Source organism: Aquitalea sp. USM4 (assembly GCF_004328945.1).
Classification (GTDB): Bacteria; Pseudomonadota; Gammaproteobacteria; order Burkholderiales; family Chromobacteriaceae; genus Aquitalea; species Aquitalea pelogenes.
The window spans coordinates 1,611,733-1,638,086 of sequence record NZ_CP029539.1; the positions used below are offsets into that span (position 1 = coordinate 1,611,733).

Annotated in this window: 26 protein-coding genes; 17 read left to right on the forward strand and 9 right to left on the reverse strand. The window is 59.6% G+C overall.

Annotation, left to right across the window (positions count from 1 at the left end; all coding sequences use genetic code 11):
• Positions 1-26 precede the first annotated feature (26 nt).
• From thiC to DKK66_RS07645, 3 genes are all read left to right on the forward strand, one after another.
• Positions 27-1,937, forward strand: a complete 1,911-nt coding sequence (gene thiC / locus DKK66_RS07635) for a phosphomethylpyrimidine synthase ThiC (protein WP_131356801.1) — start codon at positions 27-29, stop codon at positions 1,935-1,937.
• Positions 1,938-2,295: 358 nt separating this feature from the next.
• Complete coding sequence (locus tag DKK66_RS07640) at positions 2,296-2,748, forward strand: GNAT family N-acetyltransferase (protein ID WP_131356804.1); 453 nt, start codon at positions 2,296-2,298, stop codon at positions 2,746-2,748.
• Positions 2,749-2,807: 59 nt separating this feature from the next.
• Positions 2,808-3,122 carry an EthD family reductase gene (locus DKK66_RS07645; protein WP_131356807.1) on the forward strand — a complete coding sequence of 105 codons (315 nt, stop codon included), beginning with the start codon at positions 2,808-2,810 and terminating at the stop codon, positions 3,120-3,122.
• Here DKK66_RS07645 and DKK66_RS07650 read toward each other — a convergent pair.
• A complete protein-coding gene (locus tag DKK66_RS07650; protein ID WP_131356810.1) occupies positions 3,119-4,330 on the reverse strand; it encodes a winged helix-turn-helix domain-containing protein in 1,212 nt (403 codons plus the stop codon). The genes DKK66_RS07645 and DKK66_RS07650 overlap by 4 nt on opposite strands.
• A 203-nt stretch (positions 4,331-4,533) precedes the next feature.
• On the opposite strand from DKK66_RS07650, the gene DKK66_RS07655 reads away from it, so the two are divergent.
• Entirely contained in the window at positions 4,534-4,767 is a 234-nt protein-coding gene (locus tag DKK66_RS07655; RefSeq protein ID WP_045846003.1) for a DUF2789 domain-containing protein, read from the forward strand.
• Between the two features lie 78 nt (positions 4,768-4,845).
• On the opposite strand, the gene DKK66_RS07660 is transcribed toward DKK66_RS07655, so the two are convergent.
• Positions 4,846-6,543 (reverse strand): methyl-accepting chemotaxis protein, encoded by a 1,698-nt coding sequence (locus DKK66_RS07660; protein WP_131356813.1) that lies wholly within the window; start codon positions 6,541-6,543, stop codon positions 4,846-4,848.
• Between the two features lie 291 nt (positions 6,544-6,834).
• Here DKK66_RS07660 and DKK66_RS07665 point away from each other — a divergent pair, with 291 nt between their 5' ends.
• From DKK66_RS07665 to DKK66_RS07675, 3 genes are read left to right on the forward strand one after another with little or no spacing between them, the layout of a single operon-like run.
• On the forward strand, positions 6,835-8,811 hold the full coding sequence (locus DKK66_RS07665) for a U32 family peptidase (protein ID WP_131356816.1): 1,977 nt from the start codon (positions 6,835-6,837) through the stop codon (positions 8,809-8,811).
• A gap of 10 nt (positions 8,812-8,821) precedes the next feature.
• Positions 8,822-9,235 carry a YkgJ family cysteine cluster protein gene (locus DKK66_RS07670; RefSeq protein ID WP_045845938.1) on the forward strand — a complete coding sequence of 138 codons (414 nt, stop codon included), beginning with the start codon at positions 8,822-8,824 and terminating at the stop codon, positions 9,233-9,235.
• Between the two features lie 52 nt (positions 9,236-9,287).
• Positions 9,288-9,752, forward strand: a complete 465-nt coding sequence (locus DKK66_RS07675; protein ID WP_131356819.1) for a DMT family transporter — start codon at positions 9,288-9,290, stop codon at positions 9,750-9,752.
• 71 nt (positions 9,753-9,823) lie between these two features.
• Here the strand turns inward: DKK66_RS07675 and DKK66_RS07680 are convergent, their stop codons facing one another.
• From DKK66_RS07680 to DKK66_RS07690, 3 genes are all read right to left on the reverse strand, one after another.
• Entirely contained in the window at positions 9,824-10,282 is a 459-nt protein-coding gene (locus tag DKK66_RS07680; RefSeq protein ID WP_131356822.1) for a glycine zipper family protein, read from the reverse strand.
• Positions 10,283-10,298: 16 nt separating this feature from the next.
• On the reverse strand, positions 10,299-10,721 hold the full coding sequence (locus tag DKK66_RS07685) for a hypothetical protein (protein ID WP_131356825.1): 423 nt from the start codon (positions 10,719-10,721) through the stop codon (positions 10,299-10,301).
• A gap of 83 nt (positions 10,722-10,804) precedes the next feature.
• Positions 10,805-11,299 carry a Spy/CpxP family protein refolding chaperone gene (locus tag DKK66_RS07690; protein ID WP_165494123.1) on the reverse strand — a complete coding sequence of 165 codons (495 nt, stop codon included), beginning with the start codon at positions 11,297-11,299 and terminating at the stop codon, positions 10,805-10,807.
• A 213-nt stretch (positions 11,300-11,512) separates the two neighbouring features.
• On the opposite strand from DKK66_RS07690, the gene DKK66_RS07695 reads away from it, so the two are divergent.
• From DKK66_RS07695 to DKK66_RS07715, 5 genes are all read left to right on the forward strand, one after another.
• Positions 11,513-11,791, forward strand: a complete 279-nt coding sequence (locus DKK66_RS07695; RefSeq protein ID WP_131356831.1) for a VF530 family DNA-binding protein — start codon at positions 11,513-11,515, stop codon at positions 11,789-11,791.
• Between the two features lie 109 nt (positions 11,792-11,900).
• Entirely contained in the window at positions 11,901-12,512 is a 612-nt protein-coding gene (gene gstA, locus DKK66_RS07700) for a glutathione transferase GstA (RefSeq protein WP_131356833.1), read from the forward strand.
• 103 nt (positions 12,513-12,615) lie between these two features.
• Complete coding sequence (locus DKK66_RS07705; protein WP_131356836.1) at positions 12,616-12,969, forward strand: nucleotide pyrophosphohydrolase; 354 nt, start codon at positions 12,616-12,618, stop codon at positions 12,967-12,969.
• A 93-nt stretch (positions 12,970-13,062) separates the two neighbouring features.
• Positions 13,063-13,797, forward strand: a complete 735-nt coding sequence (locus DKK66_RS07710) for an NAD-dependent protein deacylase (RefSeq protein ID WP_131356839.1) — start codon at positions 13,063-13,065, stop codon at positions 13,795-13,797.
• Between the two features lie 93 nt (positions 13,798-13,890).
• Entirely contained in the window at positions 13,891-14,694 is an 804-nt protein-coding gene (locus DKK66_RS07715) for a mechanosensitive ion channel family protein (RefSeq protein WP_131356842.1), read from the forward strand.
• Positions 14,695-14,920: 226 nt separating this feature from the next.
• Here the strand turns inward: DKK66_RS07715 and DKK66_RS07720 are convergent, their stop codons facing one another.
• Positions 14,921-16,135 (reverse strand): HD-GYP domain-containing protein, encoded by a 1,215-nt coding sequence (locus DKK66_RS07720; protein ID WP_131356845.1) that lies wholly within the window; start codon positions 16,133-16,135, stop codon positions 14,921-14,923.
• Positions 16,136-16,303: 168 nt separating this feature from the next.
• Between DKK66_RS07720 and DKK66_RS07725 the strand changes: the two genes are divergently transcribed.
• The 4 genes from DKK66_RS07725 to pyrI all read left to right on the forward strand — a co-directional run bounded on the left by DKK66_RS07725 (position 16,304) and on the right by pyrI (position 20,590).
• Positions 16,304-16,558: a YkgJ family cysteine cluster protein gene (locus tag DKK66_RS07725; protein ID WP_131356848.1), complete on the forward strand. Its 255-nt coding sequence runs from the start codon at positions 16,304-16,306 to the stop codon at positions 16,556-16,558.
• Positions 16,559-16,754: 196 nt separating this feature from the next.
• Positions 16,755-18,830 carry a methyl-accepting chemotaxis protein gene (locus DKK66_RS07730; protein ID WP_131356851.1) on the forward strand — a complete coding sequence of 692 codons (2,076 nt, stop codon included), beginning with the start codon at positions 16,755-16,757 and terminating at the stop codon, positions 18,828-18,830.
• Between the two features lie 362 nt (positions 18,831-19,192).
• Positions 19,193-20,113 (forward strand): aspartate carbamoyltransferase, encoded by a 921-nt coding sequence (pyrB, locus tag DKK66_RS07735; RefSeq protein ID WP_131356854.1) that lies wholly within the window; start codon positions 19,193-19,195, stop codon positions 20,111-20,113.
• 18 nt (positions 20,114-20,131) lie between these two features.
• Positions 20,132-20,590 (forward strand): aspartate carbamoyltransferase regulatory subunit, encoded by a 459-nt coding sequence (pyrI, locus tag DKK66_RS07740; protein ID WP_045845950.1) that lies wholly within the window; start codon positions 20,132-20,134, stop codon positions 20,588-20,590.
• Between the two features lie 182 nt (positions 20,591-20,772).
• Here pyrI and DKK66_RS07745 read toward each other — a convergent pair whose 3' ends face one another.
• Positions 20,773-21,285, reverse strand: coding sequence for a GNAT family N-acetyltransferase (locus DKK66_RS07745; RefSeq protein WP_045845951.1), 513 nt, complete (start codon positions 21,283-21,285; stop codon positions 20,773-20,775).
• Between the two features lie 60 nt (positions 21,286-21,345).
• Positions 21,346-22,239, reverse strand: coding sequence for an NYN domain-containing protein (locus tag DKK66_RS07750; RefSeq protein ID WP_131356857.1), 894 nt, complete (start codon positions 22,237-22,239; stop codon positions 21,346-21,348).
• A gap of 172 nt (positions 22,240-22,411) precedes the next feature.
• On the opposite strand from DKK66_RS07750, the gene DKK66_RS07755 reads away from it, so the two are divergent.
• Positions 22,412-22,651, forward strand: a complete 240-nt coding sequence (locus DKK66_RS07755; protein WP_045845953.1) for a hypothetical protein — start codon at positions 22,412-22,414, stop codon at positions 22,649-22,651.
• A gap of 151 nt (positions 22,652-22,802) precedes the next feature.
• Here the strand turns inward: DKK66_RS07755 and DKK66_RS07760 are convergent, their stop codons facing one another.
• Entirely contained in the window at positions 22,803-26,279 is a 3,477-nt protein-coding gene (locus tag DKK66_RS07760) for an indolepyruvate ferredoxin oxidoreductase family protein (protein ID WP_131356860.1), read from the reverse strand.
• Positions 26,280-26,354 lie beyond the last annotated feature (75 nt).

Here is a 26,354-nt window from a genome sequence, read left to right on the forward strand (position 1 = left end):
CCGTTTCATCGCATGGAGGAAACCCGATGAACGCGCCCACCAAACTCAACGCAGCGATGACGGTAGATACTGCCGCCATCCAGCCGCTGCCCAATTCCCGCAAGATTTACGTGCAAGGCAGCCGTGCCGACATCCGCGTGCCGATGCGCGAAATCAGCCAGAGCGACACTCCCACCCAGTTTGGCGGCGAGCAAAACCCGCCCATCTATGTGTATGACACCAGCGGCATTTATTCCGACCCGGCCGCCAACATCGACATCCAGAGTGGCCTGCCTGCCTTGCGCGCTGCCTGGATTGCCGAACGAGCCGACACCGAGCAGCTGGCTGGCCTGTCCAGTGAATATGGTCGTGCCCGCGAGGCCGACAGCAAGCTGGACGACCTGCGCTTCAACCTGACCCGCAAGCCGCGTCGCGCTTTGCCGGGCAAAAATGTCAGCCAGATGCACTATGCGCGCCAGGGCATCATCACCCCGGAGATGGAATATGTCGCCATCCGCGAAAGCCTGAACCGTAAGGCCTATATCGAGAGCCTGCAAGCGGCGGGTGGCAAGAACGCCAAGCTGCTGGAACTGATGACCCGTCAGCACGCCGGTCACAGCTATGGCGCTGCGCTGCCGGAGGAAATCACCCCGGAATTCGTGCGTCAGGAAGTGGCCTCCGGCCGCGCCATCATTCCGTGCAACATCAACCACCCGGAATCCGAGCCGATGATCATTGGCCGTAACTTTCTGGTGAAAATCAACGGCAATATCGGCAATAGTGCGGTAACGTCGTCGATTTCCGAAGAGGTGGACAAGATGACCTGGGGCATCCGCTGGGGTGCCGACACCATCATGGATTTGTCCACCGGCAAGAACATCCACGAAACTCGCGAGTGGATTCTGCGCAACTCGCCGGTCCCTATCGGCACCGTGCCCATCTATCAGGCGCTGGAAAAGGTGAATGGCAAGGCCGAGGACCTGACCTGGGAAATCTTCAAGGACACGCTGATCGAGCAGGCCGAGCAGGGGGTGGACTACTTCACCATTCACGCCGGTGTGTTGCTGCGCTATGTACCGCTGACTGCCAACCGCATGACCGGCATCGTGTCGCGCGGTGGTTCCATCATGGCCAAGTGGTGTCTGGCGCATCATCAGGAAAACTTCCTGTACACGCACTTTGAAGAAATTTGCGAAATCATGAAGGCCTACGACGTGGCCTTCAGCCTGGGCGACGGCCTGCGTCCGGGCAGCGTGTGGGATGCCAACGATGCCGCCCAGCTGGGGGAACTGAAAACCCTGGGCGAGCTGACGCAGATTGCCTGGCAACACGATGTGCAGGTGATGATCGAAGGCCCCGGCCATGTGCCGATGCAGCTGATCAAGGAAAACATGGACAAGGAACTGGAGTGGTGCCACGAAGCGCCGTTCTACACCCTGGGCCCGCTGACCACCGACATCGCTCCGGGTTACGACCACATCACTTCCGCCATTGGCGCGGCGCAGATCGGCTGGTATGGCACCGCCATGCTGTGCTACGTCACCCAGAAGGAACATCTGGGCCTGCCCAACAAGGATGACGTCAAGGAAGGCATCATCACCTACAAGCTGGCCGCCCATGCCGCCGATCTGGCCAAGGGCCACCCCGGCGCACAGATTCGCGATAACGCCTTGTCCAAGGCGCGTTTCGAATTCCGCTGGGAAGACCAGTTCAATCTGGGCCTGGACCCGGACAAGGCGCGCAGCTTCCACGACGAAACCCTGCCCAAGGACAGTGCCAAGGTGGCGCACTTCTGTTCCATGTGCGGCCCGCATTTCTGCAGCATGAAAATTACCCAGGACGTGCGCGAATTCGCCGCCCAGCAGGGCATCAGCGATGAAGCCGCGCTGCAGAAGGGCATGGAAGTGAAGTCGGTGGAGTTTGTGAAGGGTGGGGCCAAGCTGTACGACAAGATCTGATCCTGTTCATCACCTGACTTATCCACAGGTCTGGAAAAAACGGCAGCTGCGGCTGCCGTTTTTTGTGTCCGGGATTTATCCACAACCATCGGCGATACGCGCAGCCTGCTGCTGGTGTTCAGTCTGCATTGCAAGAAAGAGTCGGGATTGCTGGACTTGCTGGTGTGCAGAATCAAATCCTTTTAATTTCAATATCTTGATGAATTAAGGCTGGCTGTGGATAAATGATAGCTCTGCATCTTGCTGTGGATAAGCAGCTTGCCACTTGGCAAAGTGGTTCCATCCATCTTGTGTTCACTGGCTCTGCCCATGGAGCCATAAGCCGTGCAGCATAATGGCTTATCCACAGGAGAGTGCCATGACCCAAGCCGTTTCCATCCGCCCGCTCGCCGCCGACGATTTTGCTGCCTGGCTGCCCTTGTGGCAGGGCTATCTGGATTTTTATCACAGCAGCCAGAGTAAAGCAGATACCGCCATTACCTGGCAGCGCTTTCTCGATGCGGCGGAACCGATGCAGGCCTGGCTGGCCTGGCAGGGTGAGCGCGCGGTGGGCCTGGTACATACGGTATTGCATCGCAGTAGCTGGACGCCGGGCAATTACTGTTATCTGCAGGATTTGTATGTACAGCCTGATGTGCGCGGCACGGGGGCCGGACGGGCGCTGATCGAGCAGGTGTATGCCTATGCGGCAGATGCCGGCTGCAGCCGGGTGTACTGGCTCACCCATGAAAGCAATGCCACGGCGCGCCAGCTATACGACCGGCTGGCAGAAAACCTGGGCTTCATCCAGTACCGCAAACAGGTGGGCTGAGGCTGGAGTGCCGGCTGCGATGCGATTATGCTGATGGCCTCACCACCAAGGACATGGTCATGATCAACGTCAGCATTCTCTATCCGTATAGCGCAACTGCCCGTTTCGATTTCGACTACTACCTGCAACAGCACATGCCGCTGGCCAGCAAGCTGCTGGCTCCGGCCTTGCTGGACATGCGGGTGGAGAAGGGCATCAGCGGCAGCGAGCCGGGCAGTACTCCCAGTTTCACCGCGCTGTGCCAGTTGCAGTTTGAATCGGTGGAGTCGTTTCTGGGTGCTTTCATGCCAATCGCGGATCAACTGCAGGGCGATATCGCCAATTACACCGATATCACGCCGCAGATCCAGTACAGCGAAATCCTGCTGGGCTAGTTTGTTTCAAGATAAGCGGCCAGTTCACCCGGGCCCTGCTGCAACACCAGCTGTGGTGTGCCATGCCAGGCGGCCAGTTTGTGCAGCATGGCTGCCAGATCGCGGCATAGCTGTGCGGTGGGCCTGATGCCGGGTTCCAGATACAGATTCCTGATTTCAAACACGCCTTGCTGACGGTGGGCCTTGGCATCCATGCGTCCCACCAGCCGGCCACGGTTGAGCAGTGGCAGCACGAAATAGCCAAAGCGGCGCTTGGCGGCCGGGGTATAGCATTCAATGCGGTAATCGAAGCCGAACAATTCGCTGGCCCGCTTGCGGTCCCACACCACCGGGTCAAACGGTGACAGCGCGGCGCTATGGCTGGATTTGAGCTTCCCTGCCGCAGCTTGTTGCAATTCGGCCTGCAGGCTGTGATGGACGAAAACATCGTGCTGCCAGCCTTCGATGCGGGCGGGAATCAGCTCTCCCTCATCCGCCAGCTGGTGTAGCAAAGCGTCGTACTTGCCCCGACGCAGCCGGTAGTAATCCGCCACCCAGCCCGCCTTGACCACACCTAGCGCCCGGCAGCTGTTGCGCACCATGTCGCGCTGTGCTGTGTCCTGGCTTGGCAGGTCGCGCGCATCATCCCAGTCCGGCATCACCCGTTCTGCCACATCGTAAACGCGCTGAAAGCTGCGTCGCTCCTTCACCATCAACTGCCCCAGCGTGAACAGCGCTTCCAGATGGCGTTTTTCCGGCTTCCAGTCCCACCAGCCATCTCCCTTGCCGCCACTGCGTTTGAAATCGGCAGAGCGCACCGGGCCGTGGGTGCGGATTGTCTGCAGCAGAGCGTCAACGGCTGGCTGGTGTTGCTCCAGCCAGCGCTGCGGGTATTTCCAGCCCATTTGCGTTGGGTCCAGCATGCGGTGGCGTAGCAGGCGGTAATCCTCGCCTGGCACAAAGCAGGCTTCGTGCGCCCAGTATTCGAACAGCTTGCCCGCTGCCAGGCAGTCATCCAGCCAGACAGGGTCGTACTGCCCCAAACGGCTGAACAGCACCAGATAAGGGCTGCGCGCCACCACGCTGATGGTATCTATCTGCAGCAAGGCCATGCGGCGGATGGCGGCCAGCACATCGGCAGACGTAGCTTTGCGCCGTGCTGGCTGTAACAGCCCCTGAGCAGCCAGATGCAGAAGTCGTGCCTGGGCGAGTGAAAGATGAAGGGTCATGAGGGGCGGCGTAAGTGGTGGGTGAACACACTATATCAAGGCGGTGCGGGTGATGGGGCCCGTGCTGTTGGTGCTTTGCCATCTGTCGGTAGCAGGCAACAACCCTTGCGCTGCATGGGTGCAGTCTGCATTTGTGCATTGCATGCCGGTGTGAAATGGGGCCATCCTGCACCTCTGCACTGGAGCAAGAGGAAAACAAGATCATGGATACCGGCAAGCATCAGCTGGAACAACTATTCGCCCAGCTTGGGCTGGATAACGACGTCACCGCCATCAAGGTGTTTCTGGCCCGCCACTGGCTGGAGCCAGGCCAGGCATTACCCGAGGCTGCATTCTGGAACCCGGCGCAGGCCGACTTTTTGCGTCAGGCGCTGGCCAGCGACGCCGAATGGGCCGAGGCAGTGGACGAACTGGCGGTATTGCTGAGCCAGAAATAAACCCTTGGCAAGTCAATCAAAGCGGGCAGTGGCCAGACGGCGACTGCCCGCTTTTGCATGCGGCCCGCGGTGTCAGCTTCAGCGGGACAGGGCAAGTTGTACCGCACCGGCTGGTGGCTGCTGCTGACGCAGCGGCTGGCCGGCTTGCGGCAGGGTGAAATAGCTGATGGCGGCTTGCAGTTCGTGTGCCATTTGCTCCATGGCACTCGCAGAACTGGCGGTCTGATTGGCCGCGGTACTGGTTTCTTCCGACATCTGTGCCACTTGCTCCACATTGCTGGCAATGCCGCTACCGGCTGCCTGCTGTTCGGCCAGTGCCACCGAAATGGCACTTACCGACTGCTTGATGCTGTTCACATTGTCGTTGATGCGGCTGACCGTATCCCTTGCCTGACCAGCCTGACGCAGCCCGGCTTCCATGCGTTCCACCGTGGCGTGCACATTGTTGATCACCAGTTCGCTGCTCTCCAGCATTTCGCGGATCATGCTGCTGATTTCGGTGGTGGACTGGCCGGTGCGCTCCGATAGCTTGCGCACTTCGTCGGCCACCACGGCAAAACCACGGCCCTGCTCGCCGGCGCGGGCGGCCTCGATGGCGGCATTGAGCGCCAAGAGGTTGGTCTGGTCTGCCACATCGCGGATCATCGCCACCACATTGGAAATCTTTTGCGAGCGGTCGCCCATCAGGTCGGCCTGTTGCTGCGATTGTTGCGCCAGCTCGGCCACCGACTGGATGGTGCCCAGTGTTTCCACAATCACCTGTTCACCCGCTTCTGCCAGTTCACCGGACATGCGGGCATCCTTGGCCACATCCTGGGAATTGTCGCTGACCGAGCAAATGCTGACCGACAACTGTTCCACCGAGGCGGACATGGACGAGGCGGCCCGGGTTTGCTCTTCGGCACTGACCGCCACCTGTTCGGATGCGCTGGCCAGTTCGCTGGCATGCACGGTGAGCTTGCCGGTGATGCCGTCGATATGGCGCACCAGGCGGATCAGCTCTGTCTGCATGTGGGCCATGGACGTCACGATGCTGCCCTGTCTGGCTTGATCCGTTTGCAGCTTTTCCGCCAGGTTGCCCTGGGCAATGCGGCTGGCCAGCGCCACCACATCACGCGGTTCCCCGCCCAGTTCCCCCAGCAGGCGGCGGATGATGATGGTGGCCACTACTGCACCTGCGACAATGCCACCGAACATCAGCAGCAAGGACAGGATGGAGAACTCGCGGGCGTGTTGTCGGGATTTGGCAAAGTTTTCTGCCGCCACGCGCAGTTGCAGGTCGATCAGCGCATCGATGCGGCTGGAGATGGGGTCGATGGCAGGGTAGAGGCTCTTGTCGACAAATTGCTGCAGTGCGGTCTGGTCGTGGCCTTGCACGATCTGGCGCAATTGCCGGATCTGTCCGTCGGCATTGTGCATGGCGGCTTCTGCGGCATCAGCCAGGCTTTTTTCTTCGTCGGTCAGGTAGGTGGCGCGATAACTGCCCCATTGCTGTTTCAGGGTTGCCTGTGCGGCATCCAGCCCGTGCAGGAAGTCGCTGTCGCTCATGCTGCCGGCGCGCAGTTTGTGGGCGGCATCGACAATATTGACCGCATAGCTGTCACCAGCCTGTTTCAGCTGCTTCAGGCATACCACCCTGTCGTTGTAGGTGGTGGCAAAGTCGGCAAGGATATTCTGCTGGGTCAGCCAGCCAAAGCTGCCGACGCCCAGCGTAACCAGTTGCAGCAACAGGATGAGGGCAAACAGTTTTTGCCCTATGGTGAGTCGGTCCAGCATGGTGAATCCCCTGAAAGCACCGTGGCGCGGTGAGTGGTGTTATTGTGGTATTTAGTTTTAGCGGCCAGTTTCATGTCATGCCAAGTGCTGTTTTGGCTTTAAGTAAGCGTACTTAGTAAGCCTGCGCAGCATGTCATCAGCCTGTCATTTCCCTTGCATGTTTCCTCAACATGGCTCCCGCCTTGCAATATGTTGCTGCTATCTATAAGCCACTGATTACGTTATAATTCCGCCCCTTCCTGCCACTGGTATTGCTTGCAGGAAAGCCCTTTTTACAAGTCAGGAATCGTCATGAGTCTGTTGTCGCACCAGATCGAGCTGCTGTCCCCCGCCAAAACTGCCGAAATCGGCCGTGAAGCCATCCTGCATGGCGCGGATGCGGTGTATATCGGCGGCCCCGGTTTCGGTGCCCGGCACAATGCCAGCAACAGCCTGGAAGACATTGCCGGACTGACGCAGTTTGCCCACCGCTACCATGCGCGCATTTTTGCCACGCTCAACACCATCCTGCATGACGCCGAGCTGGAAGCCGCGCGCAAGCTGATCTGGCAGCTGTACGACGCCGGAGTGGATGCGCTGATCATCCAGGACATGGGCATCCTGCAGATGGACCTGCCGCCCATCCAGCTGCATGCCTCCACCCAGTGCGATATCCGCGATGCCGACAAGGCGCGTTTTCTGGCCGATGCCGGCCTGTCGCAACTGGTGCTGGCACGCGAACTGAGCATTCCCGACATCAAGCGCATTGCCGCCCGTGTGGGCGATGCCGCCACCATCGAATACTTCATCCACGGCGCGCTGTGCGTGGCCTTCTCCGGCCAGTGCTACATCAGCCATGCCGACACCGGCCGCAGTGCCAACCGCGGTGATTGCTCGCAAGCCTGTCGCCTGCCTTACACCCTGACCGACAAGGACGGTGGTGTAGTAGCCTTCGACAAGCACTTGCTGTCGATGAAGGACAATAACCAGAGCAAGAACCTGGAAGCGCTGCTGGATGCCGGTGTGCGTTCGCTCAAGATCGAAGGCCGCTACAAGGATGTGAGTTATGTGAAGAACATCACCGCGCACTACCGTCTGCTATTGGATGAAATCATCGAACGCCGCCCGGAACTGGCGCGCGCCTCCAGCGGCAGCAGCGAAATCTTCTTCGCACCGGACCCGGACAAGACCTTCCACCGTGGCAGCACCGACTACTTTGCCACCGGCCGCAAGATCGACATCGGCGCCTTTGATTCACCCAAATTCGTTGGCGTGGCGCTGGGCGTGGTGCACAAGGTGGGGCCGGACTGGCTGGAGATTGCCACCCCGGAAACCATGAGCAATGGTGACGGCATCAACTTCATGAAAAAGCGTGAAGTGGTGGGCATGCAGCTCAATACCGTGAAGCAGATCGGCCATGTGCCGGGCGGCGACCTGCTGTGGCGTTGCCAGCCGAATGATCCGGCTTTGCTGCAAGGGCTCAAGCCGGGAACCGACCTGTGCCGCAACCGCGACCACGCCTGGGAGCTGGCGCTGCTGAAGAAGTCCGCCGAGCGCAAGGTAGGCGTGTGGCTGACCCTGGACGAACAGGCCGACGGCCTGCGCCTGACCGTGACCGATGAGGATGGCTGTAGCGCCAGCGCCAGCGCGCTGCTGGCACTGGAACCGGCCAAGGATGCCGCCAAGGCGGAAAGCGGCCTGCGTGACAACCTGGCCAAGCTGGGCAACACCATGTTCGTGGCCAATGATGTGGCACTCAACCTGAGCCAGCCGTGGTTTGTACCCGCGTCCGCCATCAATGGCTTGCGCCGCGAGGCCATCGAGCAGCTGGAACAGGCCCGCCTGAGCGCCTGGGTGCGTCCGCCGCGCAAGCTGGCGGTGGAGCCGCCGGTGGAATATCCGGAAAAGACGCTGAGCTATCTGGCCAATGTCTACAACCAGCTGGCCTGGCAGTTCTACCGCAAGCACGGTGTGGAGGTGATCGACGCCGCCTACGAGGCGCATCAGGAAGAGGGCGAAGTCAGCCTGATGATTACCAAGCACTGCCTGCGCTTCTCCTACAATCTGTGCCCCAAGCAGGCCAAGGGCGTGAAGGGGGTGATGGGTCAGGTGCGCGCCGAGCCGATGACGTTGAAATCCGGCAATGAAACCTACACGCTGAAGTTTGAGTGCCGCCCCTGTGAAATGCATGTGATGGGCAAGATGAAAAAGCACATCCTGAAAGCACCGGCCCCCAGCGAAGTGCCGTATACCGCACCGCTGACTTTCTTCAAGCAACGTCCGCAATAAGGCAGGCAAGATGGCGGATATCGAAAGACTGGAAACCTGGGTCAAGTACAAGAATGGCCTGTGCAGCGATTGCATGGGCAGTTGCTGCTCGATGCCGGTGGAAGTGCGCCTGCCGGACCTGGTACGCATGGGCGTGGTGGACGAATTCGAGCTGGAAGAGCCGATCAAGAACATTGCCAAGCGGCTGGAAAAGCAGCGGGTGATCCAGCATTTCAATTTCAAGCACGGCATTTTCACCCTGGCACGGCGTGCCAATGGTGATTGCCAGTATCTGGACCAGCAAACCCGTTTGTGCACCATCTACGAGCGGCGACCCAATACCTGCCGCAACCATCCCAAGGTCGGCCCCAAGCCGGGCTTTTGCGCCTACACCCGTAATCCCAAGGCCGCCCGCCCGGTACAGGCGGTGAAGCTATCTGGCTGATGTGGCAGCGGTTTCACGTGAAACCGCGCTCGTTTCCAAGCAAAGGACAGACATGAATCCGGTTTTTGCCCTGATGGCCTTTGCCATCGGTGTGGTGGTGCCCTTGCAGGCTGCGGTCAACAATCAGCTCAAGCTGTTGCTGGGCGGCAGTACGATACTGGCGGCGATGATTTCCTTTGCGGTCGGCACCATCAGCCTGGCCTTGCTGGCCGTGTTCAGCGGGCAGAAATTCAGCGGCCTGAGCCAGCTGGCACGCGGCGAGTGGTGGATGTTCATCGGCGGTCTGCTGGGCGCGTTTTTCGTATTCGGCACCACCTTGCTGGCACCCCGGCTGGGCGTGGCGGCCATGCTGTCGCTGATCATTGCCGGGCAGGTGTGCGCGTCCTTGCTGTTCGACCGCTTTGGCTGGCTGGCCATGCCGCTGCGTGACATCAACCTGCCGCGGCTGGCGGGCGCGGCGCTGGTGGTGGCTGGTGTGCTGCTGGTGAACTTTGGCGACAAATGGTTCAGCCGCTGATGTGCTGAGCCGGTGTGAAATGGGAAAGGGGCTGGTCTGACAGACCAGCCCCTTTGTCTTTTACTGCCAGATCAGGGCAGACGCGGTGGTGGATAGTAGGGCGAGCTGTAACCCTGCTGACCGGGAACCTGATTGCCCTTGGCATACATGCACTGGCTGTAAGCCAGGTTGTAGCGATACTGGGCATCGTGGCCGCTGTAGCGTGCTTCACCGCTACCGGCTGCCGTGCCGGCAATCAGCCCCGCGCCTGCGCCGACACCGGCACCCTGATGGCCACCCATCAGCGCACCTGCGGCAGCGCCGACAACCGTGCCCAGCGCCATATTGCCGGCCATGGCACTGGTGGAGGCATCGGCGCTGCTGCCGCCGCTGCTTGCCTCCGCATACTGGCGGCATTGCTGTTCTTCCTGGGCAAACACATCAAAGGGTTTGCCGGGGGCAGGCATCACCGCCACTGTCGGACCAAGCGGCACGGTACTGCATGCCGTCAGCCCGATTGCCGTCAATGGCAACCACAGCAGTTTGTTCATGATCTTGCTTCCTGGATTATTTGGGTGGCTGCGCCGGGACAGTCTTCCAGCCACCGGGACATTCGCTGACATAGGGGTAGTACTGCCTGGCCGTCTTGCAGTAGTACCAGACCTGGGCTGGCGGCGGGCTGGGTATTTCCTGCACCGGGGCAGGTGCCGGAGGCGCTGGTGGTACCGCCGGGGCAGCCACCACCACGGCAGGCGGATAGGGTGCCGGATAGGGGTAGACCGGTGCGTCATACCAGTACCACACGCCACCGGCTATCCACCACCAGCCCAGTTGGCCGTGGTAATAGCCGTGATGCCAGTAGCCGTCATGCCAATGGTTGATCAGCGGTGGGCCTTCATAAAAGCGCGGGTGTGCTTGCGCGACCGGGATGCCGCTGATGGCACAGCCCAGCAGCAAGGCCAGGCTTGCCATGCGCGCTAGCGTTGTCATATTGCTTTCCTCATGCGCAAGGCTGGCGGGCAGACCAGCTGCCGTACACGCTACCGGGGCTGGTCTGTTCCATCCGCGCGTTTTCAGTTGTTCGGCATGGGAGCGGATGCCGGACGGTGATGCGGCATGCGGCGCTGCATGCCTTCATGCATGCGCCGGGCTTCCTGGTCGAACAGCTTTTGCTGTTCCGGGCTCAGCTTCTGGTACAGCGCCTTGGTGGCAGCGGCATGCTGCTGCATCATGTCCAAGTGTTGCTGCATCATCTTGATGCGGCCATCCAGCTGCTCGGGCAGGGTGGCATCCGGTTTGGCTGGCGGCATGGCAGGCATGGCGGCCGGTTTCAGGGCATCGACATAGCTTTTCCAGCTGGCTTCCTGGGCCGGCTGGATTTTCAGCCTGTCATGCAGCATGTGCAGATGTTGTTCCATCATGGCCTGACGTTTGGCCGGGTCCATCTGCCACATGTGTGCGGACATGTCCTTGCCGCCCATCGGACAATCATTGCCCATGGCATGAACGGTGGTGGCAGCTGCGCCGCCCAGGAGGCCGACAATCAACAGCGATTTGATCAGTTTCATGATGCGTTTCCTCGTGCAGGTCATTGTTGACGTTTGCAGTATCAGACACAGATGTCAGCCAAATATTGCCTGCCATCAGCCAATTGTTAGCAATGATGAAACATGCAAATTCGTGTCAAGCAGCAGTCTGCTGGCTGTTTGTCGCGGGCGGGGCTACACTGCGTCGGTTTCTCTGGCAGCAGCGTGTTTGCTGTCCATAACAGGATGATAGGCATGAGTGAAAAACAGTCCGCCGACCCGATGCACGGCATGACGCTGGAAAAGATACTGCAGGCGCTGGTGGAACATTTTGGCTGGCCGGAACTGGGGCGGCGCATCGCCATCCGTTGTTTCAATCATGAGCCCAGCATCAAGTCCAGCCTGGTTTTCCTGCGCCGCACGCCGTGGGCGCGCAGCCAGGTGGAAGCCTTGTTTGTCGAAATGAAAACCCGCCCGTCCAGCACGGCCGGCAAGGACATGCGGCCCAGGCTGTTTTCGGCGCGACAGAAGTGATGACGGCATGGCAGCTTGAAAATGAGGCGAAGCTGCCCCAATTGCAGTAGATGGCGGTGCCGCTACCGTAATGGCACCTTGTTGCGCGTTCTGTTGATCAGGAGATGGGATGAAACTCTACTACTCGCCGGGAGCCTGCTCCCTGTCGCCACATATCGTGCTGCATGCCAGCGGTCTGCCGTTTTCGGTGGAAAAGGTGAATCTGCGCGTTAACCCGCACCTGACCGCCAGCGGTGTCGAGTTTGCCAGTATCAATGCCAAGGGCTATGTACCGGCCTTGCAGCTGGAAGACGGCACGGTGCTGAGCGAAGGGGTGGCCATTGTGCAGTACCTGGCCGACCTGGTGCCGGAACGCAAACTGGCTCCAGCCAATGGCACGCTGGCACGTTACCGTCTGCAAGAATGGCTGAACTACACCGCCACCGAGATTCACAAGAGTTTCTCTCCGCTGTTCTATCCGGGCAGCGATGAGGTGAAGAATGCCGCCTGGGACAAGCTGCGTGGCCGCTTTGGTGTGATTGAAGCCCAGCTGGCAAAAACGCCTTATCTGCTGGGCGATGACTTCAGCGTGGCGGATGCCTACCTGTTTACCTGCCTGAACTGGGCGCACATGGTGCATCGTTCGCTGGAAGACTTCCCGGCCATCAGCGCCTTCATGAACCGGGTTCATGCACTACCGGCGGTACAGGCTGCGCTGAAGGACGAAGGCCTGCTGCGCTGAACCCACGGTAGCAAACCCAGGTACGCCCGCAATTTGCTGCGGGCGTTTTGTTTTGATATGGCAGTGCGGTTTCACGTGAAACCGTCATTGCAGGAGCAAGCGCATGGCACAACCGCCTCTGATAGAAACCGCCGCACTGGAAGCCGCCTTGCAGCGTTTTGCCGACGAACGCGACTGGCAGCGCTTTCACACCCCGCGCAACCTGATGCTGGCCCTGACCGGGGAGGTGGGTGAGCTGGCGGAAATCTTCCAGTGGCTGACCGACGAGGAAGTGGACCGACTGGCAGACGACCCGGCCCGCTTCACCCATTTGCAGGAAGAGGTGGCCGATGTGCTGCTGTATCTGGTGCGGCTGGCCAGCGTGCTGAAGCTGGATATCAATGCTGCCGTGCGCGACAAATTGCAAAAGAACGCCATCAAGTACCCGGCACCGGCGGCAGATGCCCCAGCGGCTTGATGTCGGGCAAGCTTGCTGCATTGGATTTTTGCCTGTGACAGCAATGCACGACTAAGCTTGGCAACAATAAAAAGCAGGTGCAGGAGACAGTAAATGCAGCAGGACATCATGCAACTGGCCAGTGCCATCCGGCAGGCTGGGCATATCGTGGTACTGAGTGGTGCCGGCATGAGCACCGAATCGGGCATTCCGGACTTCCGCTCGGCCAAGGGCTTGTGGCAGCAGGGCATGCAGCTGGAGGAGCTGGTGTCCATCGATTACTTCCGTGCCGACCCCGAAGCCTTCTGGCATAGCTTCAAGCAGTTGTTCCACACCAAGCTGCTGGGCAATTACCAGCCCAATGCCGGACACCGGTTTCTGGCCTGGCTGGAAGAAACCGGCAAGCAGGTGTCGGTACTGACGCAGAATATCGACGGCCTGCACGGCGTGGCGGGCAGCCGTCATGTTTCCGAGTTGCACGGCACCTTGCGCATGGCCAGCTGCCCGTCCTGCGGGCGACAGCAAGGGCTGGAATACATCAATCACCATGTGCTGCCGCTGTGTACTTACTGCATGGACGTGCTCAAGCCGGACGTGGTGCTGTATGGCGAGCCGGTACCGCTGATCGAGCATGCTTTTGACGTGGCCGTGTCGGCGGATCTGCTGCTGGTGCTGGGTTCGTCACTGGAAGTTTCCCCGGTCAACCATATCCCGCTGGAAGCCGCCCATGCCGGGGTGATGACGGCGCTGATCAACTACACGCCCACCCGCATGGACCGGGTGTTCGACCTGACCATACAGGCCGGTATTGGCGATACCTGCCAGCAACTGCGCAGCCTGTTGCCATAAGCCATTCTCACGGCCAGACCGTGCTGGCTGGCATTTTGTCGGCGCTCATTCTATTTTTAAGTGTTTTCTACCAACAGCTTAAATAGGATAGCCATGACAGACATCAACTGGACTCACTGGGGTGATCTGGCGGTACAAGCCGGCATCAATATCGTTTCGGCCATCGTGCTGTGGGTGGTGGGCCGCTGGTTCATCGGCCTGGCAGGCCGCCTGATGGATGAACAGCTGGTGGCGCGCAAACTGGACCCCACCTTGCGCCGTTACGCGCATTCCTTCCTGTCCGTCAGCCTGACCGTGGTCTTGGTGATTGCCATGCTGGGCTTCTTTGGCGTACAGACGGCCAGCTTTGCCGCCATCATCGGCGCTGCCGGCGTGGCGATTGGTCTCGCCTGGAGTGGCTTGCTGGCCAATTTTGCCGCCGGCATCTTCCTGGTGGTGCTGCGTCCCTTCAAGGTGGGCGATGTGGTGAGTGTGGCCGGCATCAGCGGCACGGTGCGTGAGGTGGGCTTGTTTTCCACCATCATCGACACCCCCGACAATGTGATGACCCTGATCGGCAACAACAAGATCTTCTCCGACAATATCCAGAATTTCAGCGCCAACAACTATCGCCGGGTGGATCTGAAAGCCCAGCTGGCCGGCAGTGCCGATCATGGCCAGGCCATCAGCCTGCTGCGGGAAAAGATTGCCGCCATTCCCAATGTGCTGGCCGAGCCTGCGCCCACGGTTGCCCTGCTTGAATTCACCAACCTGGGCCCGGTACTGGCCGTGCGTCCCTATTGCCAGCCTGCCAACTACTGGCAGGTGTATTTCGACAGCAACCGGGTAATTCGCGAAGCGCTGGCCGAGGCCGGTTTCCCCAGCCCCGAGCACGCGATGGTGGTGCGTCAGGGCTGAATATGATTCCGGGCTTCTGATGATTGACAAACACTTCTCGCTTTCTGAAAAGAAAGCGAGGCACCCCTTCTTCAATTGGCCGGGAAAGGGCGGGGGAAAGGGAACAGATGGGAAGGCTGCGGAAGTAATCACTCCGTCGGAAGGCCCGGCTTTGCCGGGTCCAGTACATTTGCACCAGAACCTTGTTGGCAGCCTGATGCCCTGATGATTCAGGGCTTTTTTGCGTTCACAGAAAACGCAGCGGGTCGATACGCCACTTGGTGGGCGATTCGTGGCTGACAATCTTGTCTGCCCCGCCGGCCCCCATGCTGCGCGACAGGTCCACCACCTCCGGCGGGATGTAGGTATTGCTCTTGGTGCTGAAAAACACCTTCACCTTGGGCGATACCAGATTATTGTCATTCTGTTCGATCACCACGCCCAGTTTGCCGCTTTCCAGCCGCACCAGGGTGCCGATGGGATAAATGCCGATACAGCGCATGAAGGCCTGCACCAGCACGGGGTTGAAGTGGAACTTGGACCACTCGAAAATCTTGCGCAGGGCATCAGTTGGCGACATGCCCTTGTGGTAGCAGCGGTCCGAAGTCAGCGCATCGTACACATCGACAATGGCTGCCATCTGGCCCAGCTGGGAGATTTCCTCGCCTTTCAGCCCTTCGGGGTAGCCGCTGCCATCGTGCCGTTCGTGGTGCTGGGCGGCTACTTTCACCGCGGTATCGGAGATGCCCTGGGTAGAGAGCAGGATTTGCTTGCTCTCCACCACATGGCATTTCATTACCGCAAATTCCTGTTCGGTCAGCTTGCCTGGCTTGTTGAGAATGCTGTCCGGTACTTTCATCTTGCCGATATCGTGCAGCATGCCGCCAATGCCGGCATGGTGAATCACCTCACGGCTCATGTTCATTGCATTGCAAAAGCTCACCATCAGGGCGCCGACGCTGACCGAATGCTGGAAGGTGTAATTGTCCTTGTCCTTGATGCGGCACAGCGACAGCAGCGCACCGCCATTGCGCAGGATGGAGGAGGTCATCTTTTCGATGGACGGCTCCACCATTTCCAGCTGCACCTGCTTGCCCAGGCGCACATCCTGCAAGATGCTGCGCACGATCAGGTTGGCTTCGTTGTGAATCAGCTGTGCGCGGCCGTATTCGGCTGCGGCATCCACCCGGCGTTCGGTTGGCACTTCGCGGCTGGCCAGGTCGATGATTTCCTGTTCCAGCTTGTGTTTGACTTCGGAAATGGTGGGGGCATGAGGCAGGTCCAGGCCTTTGTCGGTATCGATGTAGACTTCGTGGATACCCGCATCGGCAATCTTGCGGATTGCGGCTTCATCCTTGACCAGAAAACGTTTCAGCAGAAACGGGTGAGACATCCAGTCGCAGTTCAGGTCGTGAATGTACATGCCAACCTTGAGGTCGGACACGTCGATGCACTTGATCATTTCGTGTGCTCTAAACTTGTTGGCAGCGGGAGGCTGTTGCTTGGTGTTCCGTAAATCGCGGAAAGATGTTTTTCGTTATTGTAAATTATCTGTGTCCGATTGACAGTTGGCTTGCATCTGCTTTGTGGTATGGTGGCCCGTTTTCCTGCCCCTGTACCCCCTGTTTCCATGCAATGCCGTCTCCATTGCGGTGCCTGCTGCATCGCACCGTCCATTTCCTCTCCCATTCCGGGCATGCCTTCGGGCAAGCCTGCAGGCGTACGTTGCATCCAGTTGAGCGCGGACAATCTGTGCCTGCTGTTCGGTCATCCGGAGCGGCCCGCCGTTTGCGCCGGCCTCCAGCCATCTGCTGAAATGTGCGGAGAAAGCAACAGCCAGGCCATGCACTGGCTGACCGAACTGGAAGCCAGAACCGCGCCCTAATTCTTTGTTATCAATATGTAAATCAATTTGTCATTAATAAGGCAGGGCCGTGCTATGCCGATGTGATTTATAGGTTTATGATCACAAATTACGGCAGCAAAGATGGTTTTACCCCATTATGCTAGAGGGTATGCGACTAAAAACATGCAGCTAAACAGCCAGCGCAACCATCACAACTGGATTCGGGGAAACGAGTATGGCGACGGAAAAGTGGGGTCATCTGAGTACACGCATCATCGTGGTGGCTGCGGCAGCCATCGCGGTGGGTTTTGCGGTGATGATAGGCCTGATTGCATGGCAAAGTTATTCGGCAGCCGTTGATGTGGGCTACAAGCTGGCTTCCGAGCAGGCCAGCAGTTACGCCAAGGATGCCGAAGGCGATTTCAATCAGGGCTTCACCCTGCCACATCATCTGGCCGACAGCATTCTGGGTATCAAGCGGGTGGCCGCGCCAGACCGCAAGCTGGCTGACAACATGATCCAGCAATTGCTGGATGGTGCCCCGCACTCGGTTGGCCTGTGGATGTTGTGGGAACCGAATGCCTTTGATGGCAACGATAATGCCTTCCGCCTGGACTGGCCGCGCCATGACCCTACCGGGCGCTATCAGCCTTACATCACCAAGAATGCCCAGGGCAAGGCCCAGATGGACGTGATGATGTCGGCCGACCGGGTAAAGGAATTTCCCAAGTTCAAGGACCACCCGGAAACCTATCAGCCGGACTACGAAAAATCGGGCTGGGGTGATTTCTACTTCGTGCCCAAACAGCGTGGCCGCGACACCATTACCGAGCCTTACCCTTATGAAGTACAGGGCAAGATGGTGCTGGAAAGCTCGCTGGCCGTGGTGATGAAGGATGCCGCCGGCAAGATGCTCGGCGTATCGGCCACCGACGTGGCACTGGACCAGCTGCAAAAGCGCTTTGGCGCCATCCACCCGTTTGAAACCGGCTATGTGCGCATGGTGTCCGAAGGCGGGCTGTACGTGGTGTCCGACAAGCCCGATCTCCTGGGTAAGCCCGTGCCCAAGGAAGATGCGCTGGCCAGCCATCTGGATCAGATCAAGAAGGGCGAGTCCTTTATTTTTGAGCATGGCGGCTTCACCCATTTCTTCCAGCCAGTCAAAGTAGGCGATACCGGCCAGTTCTGGACGCTGGGTGTTTCCATCCCCACGGCAGCCATTACTGCCGATGCGAAAAAGCAATCGCTGACGGCCATCCTGATTGGCGTGGTGGCACTGGTGGTGATCCTGCTGGTATTGACCGCCGTGGTCCGCACCCTGACCCGGCCGCTCAACAAACTGGCCGACACCATGGACCAGCTGGCCTCCGGCCGTGGCGACCTGACCGTGCGCATGCAGATTGCCAACCGCGATGAAATCGGACGTACTGCCGATGCCTTCAACCGCTTCATCGACAGCCTGCGCGAGATGTTCATCGAAGTGCGCCAGCAAAGCCACGAAGTCAGCGTGGCTGCTGCCAGCCTGGCCGAATCCGCCAGCCAGGTGCAGCAGGCGTCCGCCAGCCAGACCGATGCCGCCAGTGCCACGGCGGCCGGGGTTGAGCAGGTTACCGTGAGCGTGCACCATATTGCCGATACCGCCGAAGAAGCCGAGCACACCGCGCGTGAAACCGGCGAGCTGACCACGCAAAGCGTGGCTACGGTCACCCGCATCACCGGCGAGATCGAGCGCATGACAAGCAGCATGCAAGCGCTGGCCGAACGCATGAACGGGCTGGGCGAACGCTCCGAAGAAGTCAGCACCATCGTACGGGTGATCAAGGACATCGCAGACCAGACCAATCTGTTGGCGCTGAACGCAGCCATTGAAGCCGCACGTGCTGGCGAAATGGGCCGCGGCTTTGCCGTGGTGGCCGACGAGGTGCGTAACCTGGCGGGCCGTACTGCCGAAGCCACGGTGCAGATCTCCCGCATCGTCAATGCCATCAGCAGCGAAACGCGCGACGCAGTGGCAGATGTGAAAAACAGCCGCGATCAGGTCAGCCAGAGCGTGGAGATTGCCGCCGAAGCCAATGCGGCGATGAATACCGTGCTGGGTCGCAGCCAGGGTCTGGTGGCCAGCATTGTGGACATTGCCGCTTCCACCCGTGAGCAATCCTCGGCCAGCCAGGAAATTGCCCAGAACGTGGAACGCATCAGCGCCATGGCACAAAGTAATGCCGATGTGGTGCAGCAGGTGTCCGATTCGGTGACGCAATTGCGCGAGCTGTCCGCCAACCTGGAAAGCCTGGTCAGCCACTTCAAGCTCTAGTTGCTGATTGCCGGCCGATGATGACAACGCCACCTTCCGGGGTGGCGTTTTGTTTGAGCGCTGAATTGGCCGATCAACATGCCTGGGGTCATGGAATTGGCAAAATGCGACACCGCTCTTATCAAGCGCAAGGTTTGGGATTAGAATCGCGGGGTTTGTTCGGAGGAGCCGTCTTGTCGCCATTTGCAGTTGTTGTCACCCGCCTCACCACCACCCGCGACGGTGGCGCAAAAGCGTTGCTGCAAGGCCTGACTGTTCCCGAACCCCGGCTATTCCAGAAAAAAAGCTCCTGATTGCTCAGGGGCTTTTTTTTTATGGGCAAAACAACATTCGCAGAATTCGCAGAACCAAGGACCCCTATCATGGCAAACCCGCTCTATCGGAAACACATCATTTCCATCCCGGATTTCTCACGCGAGGAGCTTGAGCTCGTGGTTGAAACGGCGGGCAAGCTCAAACGCAATCCACGCAACGACCTGCTGCAAGGCAAGCTGGTGGGCAGCTGTTTCTTCGAGCCGTCCACCCGTACCCGCCTGTCCTTCGAAACCGCGGTACAGCGCCTGGGTGGCGATATCATCGGCTTTGCCGACGGTGGCAATACCAGCGCCAAGAAGGGCGAAACCCTGGCCGACTCCATCAAGATCATCAGCTCCTATGCCGATGCCGTGGTGATGCGCCACCCCAAGGAAGGCGCGGCGCGACTGGCCAGCGAGTTCTCCAGCGTACCGGTGATCAACGGTGGCGACGGCTCCAACCAGCACCCCACGCAAACCCTGCTGGACCTGTTCACCATTCGTGAAACCCAGGGCACGCTGGAAAACCTCACCATCGCCTTTGTCGGCGACCTGAAATACGGCCGCACCGTGCATTCGCTGACCCAGGCACTGTCGCTGTTTAGCGCGCGCTTCTACTTTGTTGCGCCGGAACAGCTGGCCATGCCGGACTACATCTGCGAAGAGCTGGACGAAAAGGGCATTGAATACACCCTGGTGGACAGCCTGGACGATGTGATTCCGCTGGTGGACATCATGTACATGACCCGCGTGCAGCGCGAGCGCTTTGACGAAGCCGAGTTCAAGAAAATCCAGGGCCAGTTCGTGCTGCGTGCCGACATGCTGAAGACCGCGCGTACCAATATGAAGGTGATGCACCCGCTGCCGCGTGTGGATGAAATCACCGTGGATGTGGATGCCACCCCGCATGCCTATTACTTCGAGCAGGCCAAGAACGGTGTGTATGCCCGTCAGGCGCTGCTGTCGCTGGTACTGAACGAAACCGTCTAAATCAGGGAAGGAAACATCATGCAATACACCCGTACCGTCGAAGCCCTGAAACAAGGCACCGTCATCGACCACATCCCGGCCGGGCAGGGCGTCAACATCCTGCGTCTGTTCAAGCTGGCCGAAACCGGCGAGCGCATTACCGTTGGCCTGAACCTGTCCTCGCGCCACATGGGTGCCAAGGACATCATCAAGGTGGAAAACGTGGCGCTGACCGAAGAGCAGGCCAACGAACTGGCCCTGTTTGCCCCCAAGGCCACGGTGAACGTGATCGACAACTTCGAAGTGGTGAAGAAGCACAAGCTGGAATTGCCGGAAAGCATCGAAGGCATTTTTGCCTGCCCCAACTCCAATTGCATCTCGCATGCCGAACCGGTGAAGAGCTTTTTCTCGGTACGCGCACAATCCAAGGACGTGAAAATGAAATGCAAGTATTGCGAAAAGGTGTTCAGTAAGGATATTGTTGCAGTCGTGCGCTAAGTCGTGCAGAGGCAGAGAATAGAGAACTTCAAGAACGGACGCTGTTTCAACAGCGCAGTAGCAGAACAGAAAACGCCGCAGGAAACTGCGGCGTTTTTCTTTATTCCCGCCTCCCTTACAGGGCAAGGGCGGGAGAAAGGGAGTAGACGGGAAAGCTGCCTGCCAGGCAGCCAGCTTGTTGATCAGGCCGGGCCTTCGCTCTGGCCGTCGATGAATTTCTGCATGTAGACCAGGTCCAGCCAGCGGCCAAACTTGAAGCCCACCTGCGGCAGTACACCCACCTTGATGAAGCCCAGTTTCTCGTGAAAGCGGATCGAGCCTTCATTGGCGGCATCCACCGCGCCCAGCATGGTGTGCTTGCCCAGCGCCTGCGCGCGCGGGAACAGGGCGCTGACCAGAGCGCTGCCAATGCCCTTGCCACGGGCGGCCGGGGCCAGGTGCACGCTGTGCTCCACGGTAAAGCGGAAACCGGGGCGCGGGCGGAAATCGCCAAAACTGGAAAAGCCCAGGATTTCGCCGTTTTCTTCGGCTACCAGCACCGGATAGCCTGCGGCCAGACGGTCCTGGAACCAGACGGCAAACTCGCCGGGATTGAGCGGGTCGTCATTGTAGATGGCGGTGGAGGTGGCAATCACCTCGTTGTAGATATCCAGGATGACGGCCAGATCTTCCAGCTTGGCATCACGAATTTGCATGGTTTCTCCTCTTGCTTGCTTGGTGGCCGGGCAGGGCAGTGCCACGGCCGATAGTCTGTTTCAGCCTTGTTCGGCCGGGGTATCGGTTTTCTTGCGCGGGCTGCGTTTTTTACGCACGCTGGCCGGCTTGCCGGTGCTGGCTGACTCTGGGCTGTCCGGCTTTGCCGCCGTGTTGTTGGCCGTCTCGCTGCTGTCGATTTCCTTGAGCCGGATTTCACTGTGCAGCTTGGAGCCGTTGCGCTGCTCCTGCACGGTGAGGAAATCCAGTTTTTTCACCATTTGCGACAGGCGCGAATGGCCGTAATTGCGCGGGTCGAACGAAGGGTCGTTCTTGGCGATGTAAGACCCAACTGCTGATAATTCTGCCCAGCCGCTTTCCCGTGCCACCGCGTCGATGGCAGAGGTGAACATGGCCTGCAGCGGGTGGATGTCCCTGGGTGCTGCGGGTTTGCTCTTGCTTTGGCGCGTGCTGCGTGCCTTGGGCTTGTCGCTGCTGACTGCCACCTCCGGTGTTTTTTCCGGACGCAGGATTTCGGTAAACACGAACTTGTCGCAGGCGGCGATGAAGGGGCGCGGTGTCTTGGATTTTTCGCCGATGCCGATGACAGTGAGCCCGCCTTCGCGCAGGCGGGTGGCCAGCCGGGTGAAGTCGCTGTCGGATGACACCAGGCAGAAGCCATCGAAGTTGCCGGTGTACAGCAAATCCATGGCGTCGATGATGAGGGCCGAGTCGGTGGAGTTCTTGCCGCTGGTGTAGGCAAACTGCTGAATGGGGTGAATGGCGTGTTTGTGCAGTACCTCTTTCCAGCTCTTGAGCTGGGTGGTGGTCCAGTCGCCATAGGCGCGCTTGACAATGGCCGTGCCGTATTTGGCCACTTCGGCCAAGAGTTCGGCGGTGAGGCTGGCCTGGGCATTGTCGGCGTCAATCAGTACAGCGAGTTTGCGGTTTTCCATGCACGCGGTTCCCGTGGGGCAATGGGTCATGCTAAGCCGCAGGCAAGCGGACGTCAAAAACTGTGCAGCTTGTGATCAGACGGCTGCGCTGGCTTTTCATGTTGCCTTGCACAAAGCTGGCACGGCATTTGCTGTACCAACAGTGGCATATCGCCCAACAGGAGGTTTCGCCATGCCCTTCTTTTCAAGCCCGCGCAAGCATACCCCCGCTGTGCAAAAAACCAGTGATATCGTGATGTTCAACTACCGTCGTCCGGTGCGTGCCCGTCAGGTGGCACTGGGCAGCAATGGCCGGCTGTGGCTGGTGGAGGCGCTGGATGCGGTTCATGGCATCTGGGTCTGGCAGGATGAATACAATGGTGTGGACCAGGCGCTGGATGAAGCGCGCCGCCTGAGCCTGATGCTGTCCTGATGGCCCAGCGAGGCTTTTGTCGCATCGGCACTGCCTTGAAACAGTGCAGTGATTCACCAGAACCGGGATTTTTTGATCAAAAAAAGGGCGCGGATGATGTCATCCGCGCCTGAACCACCCTCTCTTTACTGCTACAACACTCACAAATCCATCAGGCTACCTTGCGTTTGCCTGCCTGCTGGCGAAACTGCTCCAGCAAGGTTTTCTGTTTGTCACTGGCCTGACGATAGGCCGCTTCCTTGATATGACCAAAGCCACGCACGCCTTCGTATAGCTTCACCAGCTCGGTAGCCGTTGCCAGATTGTCCAGTGTGAGCCCAGACAGCAGGCCGTCAACCAGCTGCTCGAACTCGGCAATCAGCCGGCGTTCCAGTTTGCGGTCGCTCTGCCAGCCAAACGGGTCCAGTGCAGTGCCACGCAAAAAGCGCAGCTTGGCCAGCAACTTCATGCCCTTGAGCAGCCAGGGGCCGAAGGCGATTTTCTTGGCCACGCCACCGGTCACCCAGCTGGCACCAATATGGAAACGCAGCTGGTAATCACCGTCGAACTGGCTGGCAAGCTCGCGCAGGAAGTCGCCATCGGTGTACAGGCGGGCCACTTCGTATTCGTCCTTGTAGGCCAGCACATGGAAGTAGGCACGGGCCACCGCCAGCGACAGGCTGCTGCTGGCCGGGTTCAGCGCCTGTTCCGCTGCCTGAACCTTGCCCACCAGCGCTTTGTAACGCTCGGCCAGCGCCTGGTTCTGGTAGTTCAGCAGTTCCTTGGCGCGGTGATGCAGTACGCCATCCAGCGTTTCACGTGGAACAAACTGCACCACGGAAGACGGGTTGGTCAGTGCTTCCACCCTGCCCGGATCGTGGGCGGCATGACGCCCCCAGATAAAGGCCTGCTGATTGAATTTCACCGCAGCGCCATTCAGGCGGATGGCTTCCATCAGCGCTTCTTCGCTCACCGGCACCAGGCCCTTCTGCCAGGCGTAACCCAGCATGAACATATTGCTGGCGATGGCATCGCCCATCAGCGCGGTGGCCAGGCGGGTGGCATTGACTTCCCAGAAGCGGCCGGCACCGACCGATTCGATCACCGCATCCTTCATGGCACGGCTGGGGAAGCGTACGTCCGGGTTCTTCAGGAAGGCGCTGGTAGGGGATTCGTAGCTGTTGACGATGGCGTGGCTGAAGCCCTCGCGCATCTTGGCCAGCGCTTCCTCCGCGGCGGTGACCACCAGGTCACAGCCCAGCACCAGGTTGGCATCGCCAGCGGCAATGCGCACGGCATGCAGTTGCTGCTGGCTGTTGGCAATACGCACGTGCGACCACACCGAGCCGCCTTTTTGTGCGAGGCCTGCCATGTCCAGTACGGTAACGCCCTTGTTGTCCAGATAGGCAGCCATGCCCAGTACCTGACCGATGGTGACCACACCGGTGCCGCCCACGCCGGTAATCATGATGCTGAACGGGTCTTCAAGCGCCGGAATATGCGGTGCAGGCAGGGCGGGCATGCTGTCCAGCGTGGCAGCGGCACCGCTTTGCTTTTTCAGTTTGCCGCCCTCGACGGTGACAAAGCTGGGGCAGAAGCCTTCCACACAGGAGTAGTCCTTGTTGCAGCTGGACTGGTCGATCTTGCGTTTGCGTCCCAGTGCCGTTTCCACCGGCAGCACCGACAGGCAGCCGGATTTCTTGCTGCAGTCGCCACAGCCTTCGCACACCTTTTCGTTGATGAAGGCGCGCTTGGCCGGGTCGGGGAATTCACCGCGTTTGCGACGGCGGCGCTTTTCTGCGGCGCAGGTCTGGTCGTGAATCAGCACGGTGGTGCCTTCGGTTTCACGCAGCTCTTTTTGCAGGCGGTCCAGTTCGCGGCGGTGGAACACGTCCACGCCGGGAGCCAGGCCTTGCACGCTCTGGTATTTGTCCGGGTCGTCACTGGTGATGACGATGCGTTTGACGCCTTCGGCCGCCAGCTGGCGGGTAATCATCGGTACGTCCAGATAACCATCCACATGCTGGCCGCCGGTCATGGCCACCGCGTCGTTGTACAGCAGCTTGTAGGTAATGTTGACCTTGGCCGCCACCGCCGCGCGGATGGCCAGCAGGCCGGAGTGGAAGTAGGTGCCGTCACCCAGGTTGGTGAAAATGTGTCTGGTATTGGTGAACGGTGCCTGGCCTACCCAGGTAATGCCCTCGCCACCCATCTGGGTGAAGGTTTTGGTGCTGTCGCCTTCAATCCAGTGCGCCATGTAGTGACAGCCGATGCCGGCCACGGCGCGGCTGCCTTCCGGCACGCGGGTGCTGGTGTTGTGCGGACAGCCGGAGCAGTAATGCGGCACGCGGGCAATGGCTTCGCGCGGCTTCACCAGCTGGGCTTCTTTTTCGTCGTAGAACTTCAGCCGGTCGTGAATCACCGGGCTGTCGAAAATCAGCGCCAGGCGGCTGGCAATGGCGCGGGCAATCATGGCCGGAGTCAGCTCGCCGGCAGCGGGCAGCAGCCAGTCGCCGTGCGGCAATGCCCATTCGCCTTTTTCGGCAAACTTGCCCACCACGCGCGGGCGCACATCGTCACGCCAGTTGTATAGCTGTTCCTTCAACTGGTATTCGATGATCTGGCGTTTTTCTTCTACCACCAGGATTTCATCCAGCCCTTCGGCAAAGTGGCGCACGCCTTCCGGTTCCAGCGGCCATACCATGCCCACCTTGAAGATGCGCAGGCCGATGTCGGCAGCCAGGGCTTCGTCGATGCCTAGGTCGTCCAGCGCCTGCATCACGTCCAGATAGCTCTTGCCACAGGTAATGATGCCCAGACGCGGCTTGGGCGAATCCAGCGTGATGTGGTTGAGCTTGTTGGCGCGGGCATAAGCCAGCGCGGCATACAGGCGGTGGTGCAGCACGCGTTTTTCCTGCACCAGCGGCGGGTCCGGCCAGCGGATGGACAGGCCGCCTTCCGGAATGGGGAAGTCCTGCGGAATGACAAAGTTGAAGCGTTCCGGCGAAATGTCCACTACCGCCGAGCTTTCTATGGTGTCGGAAATGGCCTTGATGGAAACCCAGCAGCCGGAGTAGCGGCTCATCGCCCAGCCGTGCAGGCCGAAGTCGATCACTTCCTGTACGCCGGACGGGGACAGTACCGGAATCATGCTGGCAGCCAGGATGTGGTCGGACTGGTGCGGAAAGGTGGAGGACTTGGCCGCATGGTCGTCACCGGCTACCAGCAGCACACCTCCCTTGGCACTGGTGCCGGCCACGTTGCCGTGCTTGATCACGTCGCCGGAGCGGTCCACGCCGGGGCCCTTGCCGTACCACATGGCGTACACGCCATCGTACTTGGCCCCTTCGAACATGTTGACCTGTTGCGTACCCCACACCGCGGTGGCGGCCAGGTCTTCGTTCAGGCCGGGATGAAACACCACATTGTGTTGCTTGAGGTAGGGCTCGGCCTTCTGCATGGTCTGGTCGACATTGCCCAGGGGCGAGCCACGATAGCCGGTGACATAGCCTGCGGTATTCAGCCCGGCTGCACGGTCCAGCTCCTGTTGCAGCATGGGCAGGCGAACCAGCGCCTGGATGCCTGTCATCAGCACCTGGCCGGTGGGGGCGGTGTATTTCTCTTCCAGATCAACATGACGGATCGACATGGTTTCTCCTCCTGCCGCTCAGGTCCTGTCCGGTAAGGTGGCCGGTACGGCCTGCGGCTTGTTTTCGCTTGTGGC